Below are 22672 nucleotides of genomic sequence, written 5' to 3'. Positions count from 1 at the left end.
GCCCCGCTACTTGGTGAGCCGCTTGCCGTTCTGGTCGTAGGCGATCAGCGGGGTCAGTGACGCGGAGTCCGGCACGGCGACCGGGTCGAACCAGAAGAAGACCACGTTCGGGTCCTCGGTCCACTTGGCCAGGGCGGCCTCGACGGTCTTGCCGTGGACGGTCGTCGTGATCCGCGTCGCCGGGCCGGCGAAGTAGCCGAAGACCGGGATGAGCTGGTCTTGGAGCACCTCGCCGCCGTCGGTCGCGTGGAAGCCGAACGACCGGTCGGAGCCGCGGACCTCGTTCGTGGCCAGCGCGGCCTGCAGCGAGGTGCCGGAGCGGAACCCGGCGACCAGGCCGAAGTGGATGCCCGGGAGGATCTGCGGCTCGTCGACGGCCCGCGCGAACAGCACGATCTCACCGGCCTGCGTCTGGATCCCGGTGCCGACGACGTCACCGATCGGCGGCCGGTCGGGCGGAGCACCGGTCGACGCGGGTGCGGACGGCACCGGCGGGGCCGGCGGCTGCGCGACCGGCGCGCGCGCGGGCTGCCGCAACTGGACGGCGAACACGAAAACCAGCACGACGACGGCCGCGGCGGCGATCCCCGCGGCCGTCGTCAGCACGCGGCGACGACGCCGGAGGCGCGTGCCGCCGGCCATGATCTCGGCCAGGTCGGGCTCGGCGAAGGGTTCGGCGGGCGGCTGCCGGAGGGCGGCGCGGAAGTCGTCGAGGGCGTTCATCGCCCGCTCCCTCCGATCAGCGTGTCCTCGTCGGTGTCGGCCTCGACGCGCAGCTTGGCCAGCGCCCGCGAGTTCGTGCTCTTCACGGTACCCAGCGAAACGCCGAGCTCACGGGCCACGTCGGCTTCGGGCAGGTCGAAGAAGTGGCGGAGCACGACGACGGCGCGTTCGCGGGCGGTCAGCGTCCGCAGCACCGCGGTGAGCCACGCGCGCTGGGTGACGGCCTTGTCGACGTCGAACCGGTCCTGCTGGTCGGGCATCGCCTCGGTGGCGTACTCGCGGATCGGGCGCCGCCAGCCGTCGATGACGTGGTTCATCAGGACGGTGCGGGCGTAGCCGTAGGCGTCCTTGTGCCGGACCCGCGACCAGGCCGCGTAGGTGCGGGTGAAGGCGGTCTGCGCGGCGTCTTCGGCCTGGTGGCGGTCACCGGTGAGCAGGTAGGCGGCGTGGGTGAGCCGGGCCGAGGACGCGCGCACGAAGTCCGCGAACTCCTCGTCGCCGCGCGCCATCCGTCACCTCGTTCCGTCCCTCCCAGCGACGGCCGGGCCGCGGAAAGGTTGCTCTCAACCTTTCCGAGCGTACGCCCGTCGTTCCCCCCGGACGATCTTGTCATCGAGGGAGGAAACGTATGAGGAAACGCCTCGTCATCGCCGGAACCGTCGTCGCCGCGTGCGGCGCGCTGGCCGTGTCCGGCCTGCTGACCAGCGCGAACGCCGCACCTGGCGCACCTGCCGCGCCAGTTGCACCGGTGGCTCTCGCGGCCGCGCCGGTTTCGCCGCCGCCGACCCGCTTCGCCGCGCCCGAACACAAGGTGCTGGGCGAGGTGATCCCGTCGGGCCTCGGCGACCTGGTCTTCTACGGCGTCGAGGTGCAGGAACCGCGGCTCCCGCAGACGACGTTCGGCATCATGGCGGGCGCGCGCGACGCGTCGGGGCTGAAGGACCTGATCATCGCGAACGAGACGTCGGGCTCCGACAAGGCGCCGGGCTTCCACGCGGTGACCGGCGGGCTGAACGCCGACGGTCACGACGTGCCGGGCTTCGGCTACTACGTCGGCCCGGCGGCGAAGATCACGAGCTCGGCGGGCGTCGCGCACCAGGCTCGCTGGAGCGCGGACCCGAACGTGGTCGTGTTCTGGTTCGACCTGGGAACGCCCGACCCGGCGCGGCTGAAGGCGTACGACGCGGCCGGCAACAAGCTGCCGACGGGCGACACCGGTGTGGGGCACGGCTGAAACGTTGCGTAACCGCAATCCTGCGCTCGGTTACCGCGGGCTAGATTGTCTTGCGTGCGCTTCACGGGGGAATCTTCGCCGCCGCATGCCTGCTGACCTGCGTCACAGCGTGTTCGGGCGGTTCCAACGACGGCGGCGCCGGCGACTACGCCGGCGCTGCCGTCATCCACCGGCTCTAGAGCCGTTGAGCCCGCCGAGTCGTCAGGGCGGTCAAGTCGATGACGAGCGGAGCACCGGCGAACTCGAGTTCGGCTACCCCGGAGAACTCACCGAAGTTCTCGTAGTTCTCGTCCACCAACCGGTAGGTGATCATGCTGACCGGGGAATCGAGCTCCACGATCCAGTAGTGTTCGACCCCGGCTTCCGCGTACTCGGAGAACTTCGTGACCTGATCGGTCCGCTTGGTGCCCTCGGAGAGAACCTCGATCACCAACGGCACTTCAGCAGCACTCAACCGTGCCGGATTCGACTCCACCAAGGCGGCCGAAGCCACGAGCACATCGGGTACGCGCACGGTGAGCGGCGACACATCGACGACCATCTCGACCTCGCTCAGCGCGCAGTATTCGTCCGCGAGCTGTTCATTGAGCAAGTAGCCCAGCCGGGTAACTGCTCGCTGATGGAACGACATCGGACGCGGCGCCACGACGAGAACCCCTTCAACCGCTTCGACCTGGTACTCCGGGGTTTCCGGCAGATCGATCCAGTCTTCGAGGGACAGGAGGTGGTGAGGCCATTCCATGACGCTCATCGCCTTCTCCTCGCCGTCAGTTACTGGACGTCATCTTCGCACGCCAGACTGCCGTAAAGCTACTGCTCTGTGTAGTCGCCCGATGGGGCTCCCCAGCCCGAAGTGTTCTGCCCGTGTGACTCCGCGATCTCCCGGCGGCGCGCGTTCTCCGCCCGGACCCGGTCCACTTCGGACTGGATGTACTCCTCGTCGTACCGCTGGAAAACCCGCGCCGGGTTACCCGCCACCAGCGTCCGCGGCGGGACGTCCTTCGCCACCACCGAGTTCGGCTGCACCGTCGCGAAGTCGCCGATCGTCACGCCCGCCATGATCACCACCAGGCCGCCGATGAAGCAGCCCTTGCCGATCTTCACCGGCTTGCGCTCGATCAGGTCGCTGCCCGAATGGTTCTGCAGCGTCATGTTCGCGAGCCAGCTTGAGTGCGTGAAGATCAGCGTGTTCAGCCCGATGCTGGTGTGCTCGCCGATCTCCAGGCCGCCGCTCGCGTCCAGCGCCGCGCCTTCGCCGACCCAGCAGTGGTCGCCCATCTTCAGGTTCTCGGGGCTGATGATCTTGACGCGCTCGCGCACCCGGCACGTCGGAGGCAGCCCGTAGAACTGCGCCCGCTCGGCGTCGTTCATGTACTGCGAGACGAGCTCGGTCAGGATCTGCGGGCGCAGCCGGTGGCTGCGCTCGTCATCGAAGAACATCCGCTTCCGACACCAGTTTCTCGAACGTACGAAGGTGTTCTTCGGCGACGACGTCGAGGCCGAAGTTCGACCGGACCAGCTCGCTCTCGCGCTGCGCGATCCGCGCCCGCTTCTCCGGGTCGTCGAGCAGGTCGATCACCGTCGAGGCCACGGCTTCCGCGTCGTCGGGACGCACCAGCAGCACGTTCTCGCCGTTGCGCAGCTCGATGCCGGGGTAGTTGTCCTCGGTGACCGACGCGATCGTCGCCGTGCCCGACAGCATCGCCTCGAGCGACGCCGTGCCGCAGCCGCCGTTGAGGTCGTGCGTGACGATGTCCGCCGCCGCGAAGTACGCCGGGACGTCCGCCTTCGGCACCGCGCCCGTGACCACCAGCGCGTCCGAAACGCCCAGTTCCGCGGCCCGCTTGAGGAACGCGTCGTGGTAGACGCGGCCGACGACGACCACCCGGACGCCAGGGTGCTTGGCCAAGATGGCCGGCAGGGCCTCGATCAGCGGCAGCCGGTTGCGCAGCGGGATGACGTGCCCGAGCGAGACGATCAGCGGCGCGTCACCGATCTCGTGCTCCGCGCGGACGTCCTTCGTCACCGGCTTCGCGAAGTGGCCGGTGTCGACCGCGATCGGGAAGTACTCGGAGTTCGCGTCGCTGGTGCCGTAGCGCTCGACGCAGTAGTCGACGCCCAGCTTGTCCAGGATCACGTACTTCGGCCGGATGTAGCGCAGGATCGGCCGCACCAGCACGGCGTCGAGCAGCCGGAACACGCCGCCGTACAGCTTGTTGTCGCTGATCAGCAGGGTGTGGATGGTCAGCAGCACCGGGATGTGCCGGCGCCGCGCGTAGATCCCGGCCAGCCACGACAGGTCGAAGAACTGGCCGTGCAGGTGGATCGCGTCCGGCTCGAACTCGTTCAGCAGCTTCCACAGCCGCCGCCAGTTCCCCGGCCGGAGCGACGTGAAGCTCATGTCGAAGTCGATCGACAGGCCGACCTGCGGCATCTTCACCGCCGGGAGGCGCACGACGCGGTAGCCGTCGCGCTCCTCCTCGGCCGGGGCGTCGGCGTAGGCCGCCGTGATCGCCAGCACCTCGTGCCCGGCCTCGACGAACTGCGCCGCCAGCGAGGCCGACATGTGCGCGCTCCCGCCCACCCGGGGCGGGAAGAAGTTGTTGACCACCGCGATGCGCATCGCACGTCCTCGGGCCGGCCCCGCGGTGGCACTCACTTCGTTTCCCGGACCAGTTCCCGCATCCCGTCCTCGACGGTGATCCGCGGCTCCCAGCCGAGCACCTCGCGGGCGCGGGTGATGTCGGCGGCGCGCCGCGACACCAGCACCTCACGCTCGTTGAACAGCGGCTCGACGTCGACGCCGACGGCCTCGATGAGGATCTTCGCCAGCGCGGCGATCGACGTGTCGATGCCGGTGCCGATGTTGATCGGCAGGTTTGCCTGCTCCGACTCCAACGCGGCGACGACGGCCCGCGCGAGGTCGGTGACGTGCACGAAGTCCATCGACTGGTCGCCGCGGCCGTCGATGACCGGCGGCTGGCCGGCGCGCAGGCGCTGGATGAAGTGGTTGATCACCGAGGTGTAGTAGGCCTCGATCTTCTGGCCGGGGCCGTACACGTTGAAGAACCGCAGGGCGTTCCAGGACAGGCCCTTGGTGCGCTCGTAGAAGCCGAGCATGTCCTCGCCGGCGCGCTTCGAGATGCAGTACGGCGTGAGCGGGCGCAGCTCGTCGTCCTCGTGCATCGGCAGCCGCTTCGGCTCGCCGTAGACCGACGCGGTCGAGGCGAACACCAGGCGCTCGACGCCCTCGTCCGCCGCCGCGGCGAAGACGTTGTGGTTGCCGATCATGTTGATGTCGATCGACTCGTGCGGGTCGGCGATCGACTTGTTGATCGACACCGTCGCGAAGTGGATGACGTGCGTGCAGCCGCGCATGGCCTCGCGCACCGCACCGCCGTAGCGGACGTCCTTCTCGACGAGCTCGACCTTGCCGGTGGCGACGAACTCGTTGACGCGGGCGCGGTCGCCGCGGGTCATGTTGTCGAAGATCCGCACGGTGTAGCCGCCCTCGATGAGCAAGGGGATGACGTGTGCGGCGATGAACCCACCGGCCCCGGTGAAGAGGACCTTCTTGTCGGACACTGATTTCTCCTCGATCGGTGGATTCAGGACAGGGACTGCACGGCTTCGCGCACCACTTCGCCGACTCGGGTGACCTCGGCGTCGGTGAGGTTGGCGTGCATGGGGATCGCGAGCTGACGCGCGAACGCGTCGGCCGAGACGGGCAACGGCGCCTGGGGGCCGTAGATCGGCTGCAGGTGCGAGGCGTAGGTGCCGAAGTTGCACTGGACGCCCCGCTCGCGGACGCGCAGCGCGAGGGTGTCGCGGCTGACCTCGGGCGCGACGGTGAGCAGGTAGGCCTGCCACGGGTGCTCCCGATCGGACAGTTCCACCGGGACGGTCAACGCGTCGACGTCGGCGAAGGCCTCGTGGTACCGCTTCGCGACGGATCGGCGGGCAGCGAGGAGGTCCGGCAGGCGGTCGAGCTGGACGTTCATGATCGCGGCCTGGACGTCCGACATGCGGAAGTTGTAGCCGAGCTCGTGGAACTCCGGGATCGGCAGCGTGTTCGAGCCTTCGCGGCTGATCGCCGGCTCGATACCGTAGGTGTGCAGCTTGCGGGCGTGCGCGATGAGGTCTTCGCGGTCGGAGACCAGCGCGCCGCCTTCGCCCGCGGTGATGCCCTTGCGGCCGTGGAAGGAGAACGCGGCGAGGTCGGCGAGGCTGCCGGCCGGGCGCGTCTTGTACGTCGCGCCCGCGGCGCACGCGGCGTCCTCGAAGAGCCAGAGGCCGTGCTTGTCGGCGATCGCGCGGTACTCGTCGAAGTCACCGGGCTGGCCCGCGACGTCGACGGCGAGGATGCCGACGGTCTTCGGGGTGATCAGGGACTCGACGTGGGCCGGGTCGGCGCTGAAGACGTCCGGGCGGATGTCGGCGAACACCGGGGTCGCGCCGGCCTGCACGACGGCGTGGCCGGTGGCGGGGAACGTGTAGTCGCCGACGATGACCTCGTCGCCGGGCTGCACGCCCAGGACCTTGAGGCCCAGGAAGAGCGCGGAACCGCAGTTCGCGGTCGTCAACGCGTGCGCGGTACCGGTAACCTGCGCGAATCGTTCCTCGAAGCGGCGGCACGCCGGTCCGGCTCCGGCCAGCCAGCCGGATCGGAAGACCTCGGCGACGGCGGCCAGCTCTTCTTCGCCCACGGTCGGCTGACCTAGGGCAATGCTCTCGGTCGACATACCTCTCCCATTGCGTGGGGACCTGGCGAAGTGTATATACGCTCGCTCAGGTGATTCACAGGCCCACGCCGAAGACCACTTTCGACTGACGACTTCCCCAGGTCGGGCGACGTCTTAGGCTGGGCCCATGCGATTCGGGGTGCTGGGGGCGGTCGCCGCGTGGCGCCCGGACGGTACGCAGGTGGCGGTGGGCGGCCCGCGGTCGCGGACGCTGCTGGCGCTGCTCGCCTTGGACGCCGGGCGGTTCGTGTCCGCCGAGCGGCTGATCGACGGGATGTACGGCGAAAACCCGCCGGACGGCGCGGCGAACGCCCTCCAGTCACAGGTCTCGCGGCTGCGAACCGCGTTGAAAGAGCTGGCGCCGGTCGAGTTCACCTCGGCCGGGTACCGCTTGGTCGTCGAACCGGACGAAGTGGACGCATCGGCCTTCGAAAGCCTTGCGCGCGAAGGCCGGACGCTCCTGAAGAACGGCGAGCACGCCCGCGCGGCGTCCACTTTGGGCGAAGCGATGGCGTTGTGGCGCGGGGCGGCGTTCACCGACCTGACCGACGCGCCGTTCGCGACCGCCCAGGCCGCCCGGCTCGAAGAGCTGCGGGCCGACGCGGCGGACGACCACGTCGAGGCCCGGCTGGCCCTCGGGCAGGCCGAAGACGTCCTCGCCGAGCTGCGGGAGACCATCGCCGCGCAGCCGCTGCGGGAACGGCCGCGCGCGCAGCTCGTTCGTGCGCTCGCCGCCGCGGGCCGGCCGGCCGACGCGCTGGCCGCGTTCGAAGACGCTCGCCGCACGCTGGCCGACGAGCTGGGTGCCGACCCCGGCCCCGACCTCGCCGAAGCCCACCTCGCCGTGCTGCGCGGCGAAACCGAGAAGCCGGCGATCTCGGCGCTGCCCGCGCAGCTGACCAGCTTCGTCGGCCGGGCCGACGAGCTGCGGCAGGTGGCCGAACTGCTGGACCGCAGCCGGCTGGTGACGCTGACCGGGCCGGGCGGCACCGGCAAGACGCGGCTGGCCATCGAGATCGCGGCACTCGCCGCCGGTGATTCCCGGCCGGTCGCGTTCGTCGAGCTGGCGCCCCACGGCGACGCGGACGTCGTCGGCGCGGTGCTGAACGCGCTGGGCCTGCGGGACACCCCGCTGCGGCACCGCGAGCCGCAGGACCCGGCCGGCCGGCTGATCGCGGCCCTGCGCGACCGCACGACGCTGCTGGTGTTCGACAACTGCGAGCACGTCGTCGACGTCGTGGCGCGGCTGGCCGGGCGGCTGCTCGGTGCCTGCCCGGGGCTGCGGGTGCTGGCGACCAGCCGCGAGCCGCTCGGCATCACCGGCGAACAGCTGGCGCCGGTGCCGCGCCTGGCGGTGCCGCCGCCGGGGACGTCCGCGGCGCGAGCCGGCGAGTTCGCGGCGATCCGGCTCTTCGCGGACCGCGCCGCGGCGAGCGCGCCCGCGTTCGCCGTCGACGAGTCGACGATCGGCGACGTCCAGCACATCTGCGCGGCGCTGGACGGCCTGCCGCTCGCCCTGGAGCTGGCCGCGGCCCGGGTGCGGACGCTGCCGGTCGGCGAGATCGCGGCCCGGCTCGACGACCGGTTCCGGCTCCTCGCGCGCGGCAGCCGCACGGCCGAGGAACGGCACCGGTCGCTGCGCGGCGTCGTCGAGTGGAGCTGGGACCTGCTCGGCGACGAAGAGCGGGAGCTCGCGCGAAGGCTGACCGTGTTCACCGGCGGCGCGACCCTCGCCGCGGCGGCCGAGGTGTGCGGCGCGGACGACGGCCTGCTGCCGGAACTGGCGGACAAGTCGCTGGTCGAGGCCGTCGGCGGCCGGTTCCGGATGCTCGAGACGATCCGCGCGTTCTGCGCGGAGAAGCTCGCCGAAGCGGGCGAGACGGACCGGCTGCACCGCGCGCACGCCGAGTACTTCCTGCGGTTCGCCGAAGAAGCCGACCCGATGCTGCGGACCGCGGAGCAGCTGGACTGGCTGGCGCGGATCGACGCCGACTACGACAACATCCTGGCCGCGCTGCGCTGGGCGGCCGACGCCGACGTCGTCATCGCGTTGCGGCTGGTCACGCCGCTCGCGATGTACTGGTGGATGCGCGGCCGGCGGTTCGAGGGCGCGCTGCTGTCGCTGGAGGTCGTGAAGCGCTGCGGGCCGGAAGTGCAGGCCGAGTACGCCGAAGAGTTTCTGCTCTGCATGCTCAGCGCACTGGCCGGGATGCCGAACGAAGAGGTGCTCGCCCCCTACCTGCCGCTGGCCCGCCGGTACGCCAGGGACTCGATGTGGATGCCGCGGCACCCGATGCTGATCATGCTGCTGGCGGTCGTCATCGGACCGCCGGCCGACGACGAGGCGGTGTACGGGCGCGGCGAGGCGATGCTGGCCCACGGCGACCCGTGGAGCTGGGCGATGGTGCCGACGGGGCTCGGGCTGCGGTCGATGATGACCGGCGACCTGGCCGAAGCCGAGGAGGGCCTGCGCGAAGGCGCCGTGCAGTTCGGCGAGCTGGGTGAGCGGTGGGGCCTTTCGATGGCGCTGGACCACCTTTCGCAGCTGCTGAGCTGGCGGGGCGAGTACGCCGAGGCGGTGGTGAAGATGGACGAGTCGCTGGCGCTGATGCGCGAGATCGGCGCGACCGACGACGTCGCGGACCTGATCACGCGCCGCGCCTGGACCCGCTTGCTGCAGGGCGACCGGGCAGGCGCGCGGGCGGACTACGAGCTGGCGGCCTCGACGGCCCGCCGGTCGGGCATGCCGGAAACCCGCGCGGCCGCCTGCACCGGCCTGGCGAACCTGTCCCGCTTGGACGGTGACCTGGCGGCTTCCCGCACGTGGTGCGAGCGCGCGCTGGCGGAGTGCACGGGCGGCTCGTTCGCGGCGGAAACGGTCCACGCGGCAGCGTTGATCGCGCTCGGCTGGCTGGCGCTGGTGGAGGGCCGGCCCGCCGAAGCGGCGCAGCTGCACCGGGAGGCGCTGCAGGTGGGCCGCCGCTGGCACGCGGGCGACGTGGTGGCGTTCGCCCTGGAGGGCCTGGCGGGGACCGCGACGCACCCGGAGCAGGCGGCGGTGTTGCTGGGCGCGGCCGCGGCGGTGCGGGGAACGGCGATCACCGGCGACCCGGACGTCTCGGCGGTCCGCACCCGGCTGCTGGAGTCGCTGGGAGCGGCGGGCTTCGAGCAGGCCTACGGGGTGGGGCTCGGGATGAGCGCGCAGAAGGCCTTGACGGCGGCCGGGCTGGACCACCCGCTCGCGGGCGAGCGGTAGCCCGGCGGGCAGGTCCACCGTCAGCGCGACGACCTCGGCACGCGGGATTTCGCGGTGGCGCCACCACCTCGTCGCGATCGCGTTCAACGCGCTCCTGGCCACGTCGGTGCACAGCGACCAGCGGACACTCGCGTAGCCTGGTCGATCGTGCGCAACGTGGTGGTCGTCGGGGGCGGGATCGTCGGTCTGGCCGTGGCCTGGGAGCTGACCAGGCGCGGGCTGGACGTCACGGTGCTGGAGAAGGAGCCGCGCTGGGCGGCGCACCAGACCGGGCACAACTCGAACGTCGTCCACGCCGGGCTCTACTACAAGCCCGGGTCCTTCAAGGCGCGCATGTCCGTCGCCGGGAACCGGTCCATCGTGGACTTCGCGCGGCAGTACGGCGTGCCCGTCGAGGTCTGCGGGAAGCTCGTCGTCGCGACCGACGAAAAAGAGATCCCCGCCCTGAACACCCTCGCCGAGCGCGCCGAGGCCAACGGCGTTCCGGCGAAGAAGATCTCACCCGCCGAGGCCCGTGAATACGAGCCCGAGGTCGCCTGCGTCGCCGCGCTGCGGGTCGAGTCCACCGGGATCATCGACTTCCCCGGTGTCTGCCAGGCACTCGTCCGGCTGCTCGACGAAGCCGGCGTCGACCTCCGGCTGAACAGCCCCGCGCTGGCCATCCGCGCCGGGAGCGACGGCGGGGTCGAGGTCGCGACCGGCGAAGACGTCATCGTCGCGGACGGGCTCGTCAACTGCGCCGGCCTGCACTCCGACCGCGTCGCGCGGCTGGCCGGGCTGACGCCGTCGGCGAAGATCGTGCCCTTCCGCGGTGAGTACTACGAGCTCAAGCCCGAACGCCGCGGCCTGGTCAAGGGCCTGATCTACCCGGTGCCGGACCCGACGCTGCCGTTCCTCGGGGTGCACCTCACCCGGATGCTCGACGGCAGCGTGCACGCCGGCCCGAACGCCGTGCTCGCGCTGCGCCGCGAAGGCTACCGCTGGGCCGACTTCTCCGCGAAGGACGTCGCCGAGGTCGCGGCCTTCCCGGGCGTGTGGCGGCTCGCGAAGAAGTACGCGTTCCCGACCGGGCTCGACGAGGTCCGCCGTTCGTTCTCGAAGAAGCGGTTCGCCGCGAGCCTCGCCCGGCTCGTCCCGGCCGTCACCGAAGACGACATCGTCCGCCACGGCTCCGGCGTGCGCGCACAGGCGATGCGCCGCGACGGCTCGCTCGTCGACGACTTCCTCATCGAGACCGCGCGCGACCAGGTGCACGTCCTGAACGCGCCGTCGCCGGCCGCGACGAGCGCGCTCGAGATCGCGCGCCACATCGCCGACCAGGTCTCGGAGGCCTAACCCGGCAGGTTCGCCGTCACCAGCGGCAGGCCCTGCTTGACGACGTCGCACGTCTTCGTGTCGTCGCCGATGAACCCGCTGACCACCTGCACCGAAGACGTGTCGGTGATCGCCAGGGTCGCGCCGCAGGTCGCGCGCAGGCCGCCCATGTTCGGGAAGAGGCCCCACTTCTTGCCGCCGACGTCCACGGTCTCGGTCGGGTTGACGCCCTTCGCGCCGGGCCACTCCGTGACCGGGGTGCTGGGGCCGAACCACACCTCGAACGCCTTCTGGGCCTCGTCGCCGTCGGTGTCGTCCCACAGGCAGTAGGACGCGTTCGGCACCGAAGACGAGGTGTCCTTCTCACCGGTCGGCGAGATGTTCTTGAGCTGCGCGACCTGGTCGGGCTTCAGCATCGCGCACGGGTCGGCCGACAGCAGCGGCCCGCCCGGCTCCGCCTTGACCGGCCCCGTCGGGGTGATCGACGGCGCGGCCTGGCCGCCGGGCAGGTGGGCCGCGACCTGCGGGACGATCGCCTTCGCCAGCTCGCACGACTTCTCGAGGGGCGGTTCCGACACGCTGACGTAGGCGAAGGACTTGTCGCCCAGGATGGCGTAGAGCACGCAGTCGTCGGAGAGGATCGACGGGTACTGCGTCCAGCTGAAGCCACCGATCTGCTGCGGGCCGGACTTCGGGACGGCGCCGGCGATGTACTCGTTGAAGTCGAGGTCCGTCGTGTAACCGACGTTCAGGATGGCCGACGGCTCGACGTCTTCCTTCGTGTTCCACAGGCACATCGGGGTTTGGAGCCGGTCTTTGTCCTCCTTGACCGAGCGGCCCTTGGCCTCGTAGCCGAGCGCGTCGAGCTGGGCCTCGTCGAGCAGCGTGCAGGCGTCGATGTCCTTGACGATCGGGCCCTGCCCCGGCACCGGCGCCGCCGACCCGCTGACGGCCACCGTGCAGCCGGACACCACGGTCAGGGCCGCCAGAGCCACCGCGACCTGCCACTTCATGCGCATGCGAAGAGTCCTCTCCCGTTCGGCCCGGACCTTACTGGGCCGAACGGGTGCGCACCTGGCTTACCGCGAATCAGCGGGGCGTGAGGACTTCCTTGCCGCCGACGAACGGGCGCAGCGCCTCCGGCACGCGGACCGAGCCGTCCTCCTGCTGGTGGTTCTCGATGATCGCGACGATCCACCGGGTGGTGGCCAGCGTGCCGTTGAGGGTCGCGGCGATCAGCGGCTTGCCGTTCTCGCCGCGGTAGCGGACCGACAGCCGGCGCGCCTGGAACGTCGTGCAGTTGGACGTCGAGGTCAGCTCGCGGTAGGTGTCCTGCGTCGGGATCCACGCCTCGCAGTCGAACTTGCGGTGCGCGGACGTGCCGAGGTCGCCGGTCGCGGTGTCGATGACCCGGTAGGGCACCTCGATCTTCGCGAGCATCTGCTCTTCCCAGCCGAGCAGCCGCTCGTGCTCGGCCTCGGCGTCCTCCGGCTTGGTGTAGACGAACATCTCCACCTTGTCGAACTGGTGGACGCGGATGATGCCGCGGGTGTCCTTGCCGTACGAGCCTGCCTCGCGCCGGTAGCAGGACGACCAGCCCGCGTAGCGGTTCGGGCCGTCCTTCAGGTCGAGGATTTCGTCGGCGTGGAAGCCGGCGAGCGGCACCTCCGACGTGCCGACGAGGTACAGGTCGTCGTCCTCGAGGTGGTAGATCTCGCTCGAGTGCTGCCCGAGGAAGCCGGTGCCGGCCATGATCTCCGGGCGGACCAGCGACGGCGTGATCATCGGCGTGAAGCCGTTCTCGAGCGCCTGCGCGATGGCCATGTTGAGCAGGCCGAGCTGCAGCTGCGCGCCGACGCCGGTGAGGAAGTAGAACCGCGAGCCCGAGACCTTCGCGCCGCGTTCCATGTCGACGCCGCCGAGCGCTTCGAGCAGCTCGAGGTGGTCCTTCGGGGTGAAGTCGAACTTCGTCGGCTCGCCGACGTGCTTGAGCACGGTGAAGTCGTCTTCGCCGCCGACCGGCGCGTCCGGGTGGACGAGGTTCGCCACGGTGCGGAAGAGCTGGTCGAACTCCTCCGACGACGTGTTCTGCTCCGCTTCGGCGGCCTTGACCTGGGCGGCGAGCTCCTTGGCCGTGGCCAGCAGCTGCTGCTTCTCCTCGGGCGGCGCCTTCGGGATCTGCTTGCCCAGCACCTTCTGCTCGTTGCGCAGCTTGTCCGCGGCCGCGATCGAAGAGCGGCGCCGGGAGTCGAGGGAGAGCAGTTTGTCGACCACTCCTTCGTCCTCACCACGGGCGCGCTGCGACGCGCGCACGGCTTCCGGGTCATCGCGCAGAGTCCTGGGGTCAATCACGAAGACAGAGGGTAGTCCGTACAGACTGTGCGTCCCTACTGGGTTATCCCGACAGTCTGATCGTTGAAGCGCTGTTCACGGCGTCCTCATACTCCAGGGAAACCCCGGAGGAGGCGCCCCGATGACCGACGAGCTGCTCGCCCGGCACCGCGCAGTCATGCCGTCCTGGATGTCCCTGCTCTACGAAGAGCCGATCGAGATCGTGCACGCGCACGACCGCCGGATGACGGACTCCCAGGGCCGCACCTACCTCGACTTCTTCGCCGGGGTGCTGACCAACTCGATGGGCTACGACGTCGCCGAGATCGGCGACGCGGTCCGCAAGCAGCTCGACACCGGCATCCTGCACACCTCGACGCTGTACCTGATCCGCTCGCAGGTCGAGCTGGCCGAGCGGATCGCGAAGCTGTCGAACATCCCGGACGCGAAGGTGTTCTTCACCAACTCGGGCAGCGAGGCCAACGACACGGCGCTGATGCTGGCGACGCAGTTCCGCCGCAGCAACCAGGTGCTGGCGATGCGCAACTCGTACCACGGCCGGTCCTTCGGAACGGTCGCGATCACCGGCAACCGCGGCTGGTCGGCGTCGGCGCTGAGCCCGGTCAAGGTCAACTACGTCCACGGCGGCTACCGGTATCGAAGCCCGTTCCGCGACCTTTCCGACGCGGCCTACATCGACGCGTGCGTGGCCGACCTGGTCGACGTGCTCGACACGGCGACAGCGGGCGACGTCGCATGCCTGATCGCCGAGCCGATCCAGGGCGTCGGCGGCTTCAGCCTCCCGCCGGACGGGCTGTTCCGGGCGATGAAGGAGGTGCTGGACTCCTACGGCGTGTTGTTCATCTCCGACGAGGTCCAGACGGGCTGGGGCCGCACGGGCGAGCACTTCTGGGGCATCGACGCGCACGGCGTGACGCCGGACATGATGACGTTCGCGAAGGGCCTGGGGAACGGGCTCGCGGTCGGCGGCGTGGTGGCCCGCGGAGACGTGCTGGACTGTTTCCAGGCCCAGTCGTTCTCGACGTTCGGCGGCAACCCGGTGTCCATGGCGGGCGCGACGGCGGTGCTCGACTACATCAAGGACCACGACCTGCAGGCGAACTGCGCTGCGCGGGGTTCGCAGCTGATCTCGGGCCTGCGGGCCGCGTCGTCGCCGATCGTGGCCGAGGTGCGCGGCAAGGGCCTGATGATCGGGGTCGAGCTGATCAAGCCGGGCACGACGACGCCGTTCGTGGCGGCGGCGGCCCGGATGCTGGAGGAGACGAAGAAGCGCGGCCTGCTGATCGGCAAGGGCGGTTTGCACGGCAACGTGCTGAGGTTGGGCCCACCGATGACGTTGACGGCCGACGAAGCCAAGGAAGGCCTCGACATCCTGGTGGATTCGCTGGCAGCGACGCACGCGGCGCTCTGACACCAAAGAGCTGGCTGGTCATCCCAGAGCCTGCCCGTCCGGCGAGGACAGTCTTTGTTCTTTTGCTCTACCGCGGCCAGCTTTGCGCTGCCGCAGGAGAAGCGGGTCCGACCTCCCCCGCCCCTCCGGTGGGAGTCTCAGCCGCCGCTCGGGTTTGTCAAGGCGGGAAAGCGTGCCTTGACAAACCCGATCGTCGACTGAAATGCAGCTTGGGACGAGGGGCGGGGGAGGTCTGGTGACCTCGTGGTCGGCTTGCGTCGCCGACCGTCGGTTCGCGAGTGGGCCTCTGACTCAGCCCCGCACGAACCGCACCACGTGCTCGGCCAGCTCCGCGCCCGCGTCCTCCTGCAGGAAGTGCCCGGCTCCGGCGATCACCGGGTGGTCCAGACCCTGCGCTCCCTTCATCGAGCGCTGCAGGATCGGTGCCATTCCGCCGGTGATCGGGTCGCCGTCGGAGAACGCCACCAGGAACGGGATGTCCAGCTCTGTCAACGTCTTCCACGCGTCCCGGTTCGCCGATGACGCCGGGTCGTCCGGCCGGAACGGCACCAGCGAAGGCATCGCTCGCGGAGCTGCTTTGTACATCTCGTTCGGGAAGGGCGCGTCGTAAGCCGCGCGTTCCGCGTCGGACAGAGAAGACCGGCATCCCGACTGGACGAACCGTGCGACGTCCAGCACCTGGGCCTTCTCCACCGCCTCGCGGAACGAGTGCCACACCGCCGGCATGTCGACGTCGCCCGTGGGCAGGCCCGTGTTGGCCGCCACGACTCGCGAAAACCGGGAGGGGTTCTCCGCGACCAGCCGCAGCCCGATGAGGCCGCCCCAGTCCTGGCCGACCAGCGTCACGTCGTGCAGGTCCAGCGCGTCGAACGCGAAGCCGCGCATCCACTCGACGTGCCGGGCGTAGGTGTGGTCCACCAGGTCGCCGGGCTTGTCGGACCGCCCGAAGCCGACCAGGTCCGGCGCGATCGCGCGCAGGCCGGCGGTGGCCAGCACCGGCAACATCTTGCGGTAGAGGAAGGACCAGCTGGGCTCGCCGTGCAGCAACAGCACCGGCTGACCGTCGGCCGGACCCGCCTCCACGTAGCCGACTCTGATCCGGCCGCCGTGGGGGTCGTCGAGCTCGACGTACTTCGGCTCGAAGGGAAAGTCGGGCAGGTCCGTGAACCGGTCGTCCGGTGTCCTCAGCAGGCGCACGAACCCCACGTTAGTGCGAATGGAAGAGCCGGGCCACGCGTCGCGTGACCCGGCTCACAAACCCGCGTCAGGAGATGCCGACCGCCACCACGAGGCCCAGGCCGATGTGCGCCGCCGCGACGACGATGCTCACCGGGGCGAACTTCTCGCTCTCGATGGTCGACGCCACGTCGATGCGGGTCGCCCACTCCAGCAGCCGGACCGCGATCACCTGGACGATGATTCCGAGCAGGCCGTAGACCAGCGAGGTGATGAGGCCCTCGGTGAGGTCGCTCGCCGAGTTGAAGATCGCCACGACGACGATGAACGCCATCGAGAGCATCCCGGACGCGGTCACGATCACCGCGTTCGGCAGGCCCTGCGTGACCAGCTTCGACAGCTTGCCGGGCGTGGTCCAGTCGATCGCGTAGAAGCCGGCGAACATCAGCAGCAGGCCGATGACGCCGTAGAGCAGGATCGCGCCGATCCCCCGCACGAGGTCGGAGCCGAACGTGTCGGACAGCGCAAGGGTCGTGTTCACGAGTTGTCTCCCAGGAGAAAGAGCTGATCAGCAGCGGTGTTGTATCACGACTCGGGGATGCGATGTGGGACAAATGCCGCACCGTCGTCGGTGACCAGCCCCCCGGTCTCCCGGATGCCCAGGCCGGCGGAGCTGTCGCCGACGATCCACGCGCCGAGCGCCGGCCGGTAGCCGTCGAACTCGGGCAGCGGGTCGAACGCCTGGTAGACGAACCCTTCGGCGCCGTAGACGCCGTCGGTCTGGGTCTCGTAGCCGGTCGCGACGATCTGGACGTTCGCGCCCTCGCGGCCCAGCTTCGGCTTCCGGACGTACTCGGTGAGCAGGCCGGGGTCGTCGGCGAACGCGGGCAGCAGGTTCGGGTGGCCCGGGTAGTTCTCCCACAGGATCGCCAGCAGCGTCTTGTTGGAGAGGATCATCTTCCAGAGCGGCTCGATCCACAGCGTCCGCGGCAGCGACTCGACGGCGTGGCGGCCGAACTCCTCGTCGACCACCCACTCCCACGGGTAGAGCTTCAGCACGGTCGCCATCTGCGATTCTTCGAGGTCGACGAACCGCTTGAGCACCGGGTCCCAGCCGATCTCCTCGATCGCCAGCCCCACCGTGTCGAGCCCGGCCTCGGCCGCCGTCTCCTGCAGGTACGCCGTGGTGACGTTGTCCTCGCCGGAGGGGTCGGCCGCCGACCAGGTGAAGTGCAGCTCGTTCGACGGCAGCTTGTCCTGCAGGAACGCCCACCGTTCGACGAGCTTCTCGTGGATCGAGTTCCACTGGTCGTCGTCGGGGAAGACGTCGGTCTTCCAGTGCCACTGCAGCAGCGATGCTTCCAGCAGCGTGGTCGGCGTGTCCGCGTTGTACTCGAGCAGCTTCGCCGGCGACTTGCCGTCGTAGCGCAGGTCGAACCGCCCGTAGACGTGCGGGTCCTGCCGCTTCCACGACTCGGCGATGTGCGGCCAGACCCACTCCGGGATGCCGAACCGCTGGTAGCCCTCGGTGGTCACGACGTTGTCGACGGCCTCCAGGCACATCGAGTGCAGCAGTTCGACGTCGGCCTCGATCGAGAGGACCTCGTCCATGTCGAAGACGTAGTGCACCGATTCGTCCCAGTACGGCCGCACCCGGCCGCTGCTGTCGCGGGCCGGCGTGCCGTAGACGAGCCCCTGCTCCTCGACGATCCGCTGCCAGTCGCGCCGCGGCTCACGCCGGTCCCGGTACACCTACGATCCCCCGCTCTTGCCGCTGCCGCCGGTCCCGCCGGTGCTGCCGCTCTTGCCGCTGATGCCGAAGCCGCCGCGCTGGACGGACTTGCCCGACTTGGTGTTGACGTTGGTCCGCGACGACGGCGCGTCGTACGAGCCACCGGACACGCGCTGCCCGATCACGCCAGTTCCGCCGTAGTTGTAGCGGTAGCTGTTGTAGCCGCCACCGCCGATCGGCAGGAACAGGAAGCCACCGCTGACGTGGCCGCCGTGGCTGGTCACGTAGTTCTCGTCGCAGTTGTCGTCGTTCTGGACGACACCGCTCGCGTCGGTGCAGACGGCGGTGACGTCACCGGCCGGCTTGGCGACCGAGTAGAACGTCGCGACCAGGCCGACGAGGCCGACGGTCACGCCGCTGCCGATGAGGATCTTGCGCCGGGTCGCCGCCTTGGCGTCGGCCTCGCGGGCCAGCTCGGCGTCGCGTTCCTCCTGCACGAGCGCCTGCTGACGCGCTCGCTGCTCCGCGACCGACGGCTGGCGGGGCTGTGTGTTCGAGTCCTGGAATCTCATCGAACCGCGCTTCGGCGGCTCGGGGGGCGGCTGGTCCCCACTGTTGCTGTCCTGCGTCATGTGCGCTCCGTAATCCCGGCCACCACGAAACCGTGACCCACCCTAACCACCCTAGGTCGCGCACGTCGCGCGCGGCGCGGGCATCATGGACTGCGATGTCTCCCAGCGCCGATCGGTTCCCTGCCGCCACGCAGACGCTGCGCACCCGCGTCGTGATGGGCGGGATCTTCGCGGGCGCGCTCATCGCGCTCGCCCTCAGCGTCGTCTTCTCGTGGGGCGGCGACATCGCGGGTGGGGCCGGCGGCGGCGCCGGCAAGCTGTCCCCGGAGGCCGAGGAGGCGTTCCATTCGCCGCCCGGCAGCTGCCTGACCTGGACCAACCCGGACGCCAGCGACGCGCGCAAGGTGGCCTGCACGCAGCCGCACAAGTTCGAGGTGACCGCGCTCGTGGACATCGGTGCCCAGTTCCCGGAGGGCGCGCCGGTGCCGTCGCTGGAACAGTGGCAGCAGATCGCGCAGCAGAAGTGCACCTCGGACGTGAAGCCGTACCTCGGCCACAACCTCGACCCGTACGGCAAGCTCACGACGAACCTGCTGCGCCCGACGCCGTCGCAGTGGGACGACGGTGACCGCCAGCTGCGCTGTGGCCTGCAGTGGGCGGGCCCCGGCGGCACGCTGCTGCCGACCACCGGCCCGGCGAAGGAGCAGGACCAGTCGCTCGTGTTCGAGCCGGGCACCTGCCTCGCGCTGCAGGGCAAGGGCGTCGGCGACCCGCTCGAGTGCACGAAGCCGCACTCCTACGAGATCATCGCGACCCTCGACCTCAAGACGAAGTTCAAGGACACCTACCCGTCGCAGGACGACCAGAAGGCCTGGCTCGACACCGAGTGCACCAAGCAGGCGTCGGACTACACCGGCGGCGCCGACCTGGACGCGAAGAAACTGATCCTGACCTGGGACCTGCGGGAGCAGGAGAGCTGGGACGCCGGGTCGACGAAGGTCAACTGCAAGGTGGCGGCGCTGCTGCCGGACAAGAGCGGCCTGCAGGCCGTGACCGGCAGCATCAAGGCCGCCCCGGCGGGCGCCGACGGCGGCCAGCCCCAGGACGGTGGCCAGCCGCAGGACGGCGGGCCGCCTTCGGACGGCGGCGGTGGGCCGATCACGTCGAGCTCCGCCCCGCCGTCGACGAAGAAGAACGGCTGATGCCCGTCGACATGAGCCGGGAGCGGTTCGAAGAACTGGTCTCGGAAGCCCTGGACGAGGTGCCCGCCGAGTTCGCGAAGGCGATGGACAACGTCGTCGTGCTGGTCGAGGAGTTCAACGACGAGGCACCGGACATCCTCGGGCTCTACCACGGGATCGCGCTGACCGAGCGGACGTCGTCGTACGGCGGGGTGCTGCCCGACCGGATCTCGATCTACCGGCAGCCGATCCTCTCGATGTGCGAGGACGAGGACGAGGTCGTCGAAGAGGTCCTCATCACCGTCGTGCACGAGCTGGGTCACCACTTCGGCATCGACGACGCCCGGCTGCACGAACTGGGCTGGGGCTGAGCCCGCACTAGTAGTGACACCGTGACCACCATCAGGTGATATCGCCCTTATTCTGTTACTCGAAGTCAGTGAATGACTGCGATGAGTACTGGGGGTCGCGGTGAACCCTGCTCGAAGACTCACGTGGCTGTTGACGTCGAGCGCCGCTTCCCACCTGGGCGACGGCATCGGCAAGGTGGCCCTGCCCCTGCTGGCGACGACGCTGACCCGCGATCCGGTGCTGATCGCCGGGCTGTCCGCCACCCAGTTCCTGCCCTGGCTGCTCTTCGCCGCCGTCGCCGGCGCGCTGGTCGACCGGATCGACCGGCGGCGCGCGATGGTCGTCGCGAACACCGCCCGCGCCGCCGCCGTCGGCACCCTCGCCGTGCTCGTCGCCGCCGGCGGGATGACGATCTGGCTGATCTACCTCACGGCGCTGGTCATCGGGACCGCCGAGACGATCGCGGACAGCGCGGCCAACGCCCTCGTCCCGGCGGTCGTCGGCGACGGCTCGCTCGACGCGGCCAACAGCAAGCTGCAGGCGTGCGAGATCGTCGGCCAGACCTTCCTCGGCGGCCCGATCGGCGGCCTGACCTTCGCGCTCTTCGCCGCTCTCCCCTTCGTCCTGAACTCCGCGGGCTTCGCGATCGCGGCCGCGGTCCTGCTCGGGCTCGCCGGCACCTACCGCGGACGCACCGAAGTCCGAGAGCGCACCCGCCTGCGTACCGAATTGGCCGACGGCCTGCGCTGGCTGCGCGGGAACGCGCTGCTCAAGCGCCTGGTCGTCATCGCCGGGCTGCTCAGCCTGGTCAGCGAGCTCGCGCAGGCGCAGCTGGTGCTCTACGCGCTCGACGACCTCCACCTGTCCGACGCCACCTTCGGGTTCTTCGCCTTCGTCGGCGGCCTGGGTGGGCTGCTCGGCGCGGGCATCGCGCCGCGGCTCGTGCGCGCGGCCGGCCGGCGGGTGGTCGTGATCGGCGGGATCCTCGGCTGCGGTGCCGGGTTCGGCGGGATGGGCCTGGTGCGCTCGCCGGTCCTGAGCGCGGCACTGTTCGGCCTGTTCGCGGCCGCCGTCGTCGCCGTCAACGTCGTGCTCGCCACCGCGCGGCACACGCTGGTGCCCGGCGAGCTGCTCGGCCGGGTGCTCGGGGTGTGGCGAACGGTCGTCTGGGGCGCGATCCCGCTCGGTGCCCTGCTCGGCGGGGTGCTGACCGAGGCGCTCGGCACCGCGGCGCACACGTTCGCCGTGTCCGGGCTGGCGATGCTGATCATCGCCGTGTTCGCCTCCGTCGCGCTGCGCCGCTTCCCGCTCGATGACAAATCGGACTCAGCCGTGGCACTACTGCACCAGGAACCCGGTTTGTGAGCTGGAATACCTCATCACCCGTGTGGTGGGAGGCGGCTTATGCGCACCGTGGACCCCGGAACCGGCACCGACGCCGGCCCCGAATTCGACGAGCCTTCGGACGAGTCCGAGGAGGTCGAGGCGGCACCGCCGCAGTCACGCCGGATACTCGTGCTGTGCGCGGTCGCCGGGTTCGTGCTCGGCGGCGGCGTGCTCGGGCTGCTGTGGGGCCTATCCGGCGTGCACGCGGGGGCGCTCGACGACGCCCTGGCCGCGTGCCAGGCCCTGGACCGCGTCGGCGAGCTGCCGGACACGAGCCGGGACGCGCAGCCGTCGCTGACGCCCGGCCTCACGCCCGAACGGCTGCACCGGATGACGGCAGCACGCGAGCTGTCCGCGGCCGCCGCCCAGATCAACGCGACCTACCAGCCGCTCGCCGACCACATCGACGGCGTCACCCGCATGGTGCTCAGCCTGCACTTCAACGACATCTCCGGCCAGCGGCACCTGGCCCAGGCGCAGGAGATCTGCGGCCGCCTCTAGGGAGTGTGGACCGTCTTCACCGAGAGCTGGTTGCCCGGGATCTTGGTGCTCGCGCAGGCGGTGCCGTCGGTCGGCACGAAGTTCGACGCGGTCTCCTGCGGCAGGTAGATGCGCAGGCCCTTCACGGCCGTCGGCTGGCAAGTGCCCGAATCGAAGTTCCGCACGTTGACGAACTGGATGTCGGCGACCGCCGACTGGCCCGGGTTCAGCTTCACCGCGTTGCCCTTGGTGCCTTCGCGGAAGGCGTCCTTGCCGACCTGGTGCCCGTCGTTGCCGGCGACGTAGGAGACCCCGGGGAAGCCCTGGATCTCACACGGCTTCGAGCTGGAGTTCTTGATGAGCAGCGGCCGGTACACCGAGCCCGCGCCGGCGTCGCCCTGGCCGAGCGACAACGCGACGTCGCCGGCCTTGCAGAGGCCGTTGTCCGCCGGCTGGGCGGGCGGCGAAGAGGCCGGTGCCGAGCTGCTCGGGCTGGACGCGACCGTGGTGGCGGTGGTCGAGGTGGGCGACGCCGTGGTCGACGGCGTCGAGCTGCTCGCCGCGTTCGTCGTTCCGCCGCTTCCGCAGGCGGCGAGCGCGAGGACGCCCGCCGAAGCCGCTACGACCGGCAGCAACCGTGAGAGCTTCGTCCGAACCATGTCAATCGCCTCCCTGGTGTGGTGCTACTGGGTAGACGTACGGATCTCCGGCAGGTTGGTTCGCACCGTTAATTCCCCACCAAACGTGTCTTAAACGTGACGG

General features: G+C 70.2%; 22 protein-coding genes. 8 read left to right on the top strand and 14 right to left on the bottom strand.

Translation table 11 applies throughout. The features are described 5' to 3' along the window. Positions 1–6 precede the first annotated feature (6 nt). On the bottom strand, positions 7–723 hold the full coding sequence (locus AB0M59_RS12930) for a hypothetical protein (RefSeq protein ID WP_364613243.1): 717 nt from the start codon (positions 721–723) through the stop codon (positions 7–9). Next, positions 720–1232 (bottom strand): SigE family RNA polymerase sigma factor, encoded by a 513-nt coding sequence (locus AB0M59_RS12925; protein WP_364613240.1) that lies wholly within the window; start codon positions 1230–1232, stop codon positions 720–722. The genes AB0M59_RS12930 and AB0M59_RS12925 overlap by 4 nt, the downstream gene beginning before the upstream one ends. A 119-nt stretch (positions 1233–1351) precedes the next feature. Here AB0M59_RS12925 and AB0M59_RS12920 point away from each other — a divergent pair, with 119 nt between their 5' ends. After that, on the top strand, positions 1352–1957 hold the full coding sequence (locus AB0M59_RS12920) for a hypothetical protein (protein ID WP_364613237.1): 606 nt from the start codon (positions 1352–1354) through the stop codon (positions 1955–1957). Between the two features lie 175 nt (positions 1958–2132). Here the strand turns inward: AB0M59_RS12920 and AB0M59_RS12915 are convergent, their stop codons facing one another. From AB0M59_RS12915 to AB0M59_RS12895, 5 genes are read right to left on the bottom strand one after another with little or no spacing between them, the layout of a single operon-like run. Further along, positions 2133–2708: a Uma2 family endonuclease gene (locus tag AB0M59_RS12915; RefSeq protein ID WP_364613234.1), complete on the bottom strand. Its 576-nt coding sequence runs from the start codon at positions 2706–2708 to the stop codon at positions 2133–2135. Between the two features lie 59 nt (positions 2709–2767). Further along, positions 2768–3397: an acyltransferase gene (locus AB0M59_RS12910; protein WP_364613231.1), complete on the bottom strand. Its 630-nt coding sequence runs from the start codon at positions 3395–3397 to the stop codon at positions 2768–2770. Further along, complete coding sequence (locus AB0M59_RS12905) at positions 3384–4580, bottom strand: glycosyltransferase family 4 protein (protein ID WP_364613229.1); 1197 nt, start codon at positions 4578–4580, stop codon at positions 3384–3386. The genes AB0M59_RS12910 and AB0M59_RS12905 overlap by 14 nt, the downstream gene beginning before the upstream one ends. 32 nt (positions 4581–4612) lie before the next feature. Then, on the bottom strand, positions 4613–5542 hold the full coding sequence (locus tag AB0M59_RS12900) for an NAD-dependent epimerase/dehydratase family protein (RefSeq protein WP_364613226.1): 930 nt from the start codon (positions 5540–5542) through the stop codon (positions 4613–4615). Between the two features lie 23 nt (positions 5543–5565). Next, positions 5566–6699 (bottom strand): DegT/DnrJ/EryC1/StrS family aminotransferase, encoded by a 1134-nt coding sequence (locus tag AB0M59_RS12895; RefSeq protein WP_364613223.1) that lies wholly within the window; start codon positions 6697–6699, stop codon positions 5566–5568. Between the two features lie 127 nt (positions 6700–6826). Between AB0M59_RS12895 and AB0M59_RS12890 the strand changes: the two genes are divergently transcribed. Continuing rightward, positions 6827–9955, top strand: coding sequence for a BTAD domain-containing putative transcriptional regulator (locus AB0M59_RS12890; RefSeq protein ID WP_364613220.1), 3129 nt, complete (start codon positions 6827–6829; stop codon positions 9953–9955). 147 nt (positions 9956–10102) lie between these two features. Continuing rightward, positions 10103–11290 (top strand): L-2-hydroxyglutarate oxidase, encoded by a 1188-nt coding sequence (gene lhgO / locus AB0M59_RS12885; protein WP_364613217.1) that lies wholly within the window; start codon positions 10103–10105, stop codon positions 11288–11290. Here lhgO and AB0M59_RS12880 read toward each other — a convergent pair. After that, positions 11287–12288, bottom strand: coding sequence for a DUF3558 family protein (locus AB0M59_RS12880; RefSeq protein ID WP_364613214.1), 1002 nt, complete (start codon positions 12286–12288; stop codon positions 11287–11289). The two genes, lhgO and AB0M59_RS12880, sit on opposite strands and share 4 nt — an antisense overlap. 70 nt (positions 12289–12358) lie before the next feature. Further along, positions 12359–13621 (bottom strand): serine--tRNA ligase, encoded by a 1263-nt coding sequence (gene serS, locus AB0M59_RS12875; protein ID WP_364613212.1) that lies wholly within the window; start codon positions 13619–13621, stop codon positions 12359–12361. Positions 13622–13742: 121 nt separating this feature from the next. Here serS and AB0M59_RS12870 point away from each other — a divergent pair, with 121 nt between their 5' ends. Next, positions 13743–15032 carry an aspartate aminotransferase family protein gene (locus tag AB0M59_RS12870; RefSeq protein WP_364613209.1) on the top strand — a complete coding sequence of 430 codons (1290 nt, stop codon included), beginning with the start codon at positions 13743–13745 and terminating at the stop codon, positions 15030–15032. Positions 15033–15323: 291 nt separating this feature from the next. On the opposite strand, the gene AB0M59_RS12865 is transcribed toward AB0M59_RS12870, so the two are convergent. The 4 genes from AB0M59_RS12865 to AB0M59_RS12850 form a co-directional block, all read right to left on the bottom strand. After that, positions 15324–16229, bottom strand: coding sequence for a haloalkane dehalogenase (locus tag AB0M59_RS12865; RefSeq protein WP_364613206.1), 906 nt, complete (start codon positions 16227–16229; stop codon positions 15324–15326). Between the two features lie 67 nt (positions 16230–16296). Continuing rightward, a complete protein-coding gene (locus tag AB0M59_RS12860; RefSeq protein WP_155548458.1) occupies positions 16297–16749 on the bottom strand; it encodes a DUF350 domain-containing protein in 453 nt (150 codons plus the stop codon). Positions 16750–16793: 44 nt separating this feature from the next. Continuing rightward, positions 16794–17960 carry a glutathionylspermidine synthase family protein gene (locus AB0M59_RS12855; RefSeq protein WP_364613203.1) on the bottom strand — a complete coding sequence of 389 codons (1167 nt, stop codon included), beginning with the start codon at positions 17958–17960 and terminating at the stop codon, positions 16794–16796. Beyond that, a complete protein-coding gene (locus AB0M59_RS12850; protein WP_364613200.1) occupies positions 17961–18572 on the bottom strand; it encodes a hypothetical protein in 612 nt (203 codons plus the stop codon). Between the two features lie 95 nt (positions 18573–18667). On the opposite strand from AB0M59_RS12850, the gene AB0M59_RS12845 reads away from it, so the two are divergent. The 4 genes from AB0M59_RS12845 to AB0M59_RS12830 all read left to right on the top strand — a co-directional run bounded on the left by AB0M59_RS12845 (position 18668) and on the right by AB0M59_RS12830 (position 21931). Next, positions 18668–19714, top strand: coding sequence for a septum formation family protein (locus AB0M59_RS12845; RefSeq protein ID WP_364613197.1), 1047 nt, complete (start codon positions 18668–18670; stop codon positions 19712–19714). Further along, positions 19714–20064 carry a metallopeptidase family protein gene (locus AB0M59_RS12840; protein WP_364613194.1) on the top strand — a complete coding sequence of 117 codons (351 nt, stop codon included), beginning with the start codon at positions 19714–19716 and terminating at the stop codon, positions 20062–20064. The genes AB0M59_RS12845 and AB0M59_RS12840 overlap by 1 nt, the downstream gene beginning before the upstream one ends. Positions 20065–20194: 130 nt before the next feature. After that, on the top strand, positions 20195–21409 hold the full coding sequence (locus AB0M59_RS12835; protein WP_364613191.1) for an MFS transporter: 1215 nt from the start codon (positions 20195–20197) through the stop codon (positions 21407–21409). A 39-nt stretch (positions 21410–21448) separates the two neighbouring features. After that, positions 21449–21931, top strand: coding sequence for a hypothetical protein (locus tag AB0M59_RS12830; RefSeq protein WP_364613188.1), 483 nt, complete (start codon positions 21449–21451; stop codon positions 21929–21931). On the opposite strand, the gene AB0M59_RS12825 is transcribed toward AB0M59_RS12830, so the two are convergent. Next, positions 21928–22575 (bottom strand): DUF4232 domain-containing protein, encoded by a 648-nt coding sequence (locus AB0M59_RS12825; protein ID WP_364613567.1) that lies wholly within the window; start codon positions 22573–22575, stop codon positions 21928–21930. The two genes, AB0M59_RS12830 and AB0M59_RS12825, sit on opposite strands and share 4 nt — an antisense overlap. Positions 22576–22672: the final 97 nt, after the last annotated feature.

This window comes from Amycolatopsis sp. NPDC051371 (assembly GCF_040682155.1).
In the GTDB taxonomy this organism is placed as follows: Bacteria; Actinomycetota; Actinomycetes; order Mycobacteriales; family Pseudonocardiaceae; genus Amycolatopsis.
This window is presented reverse-complemented; position numbering and strand designations above follow the sequence as displayed.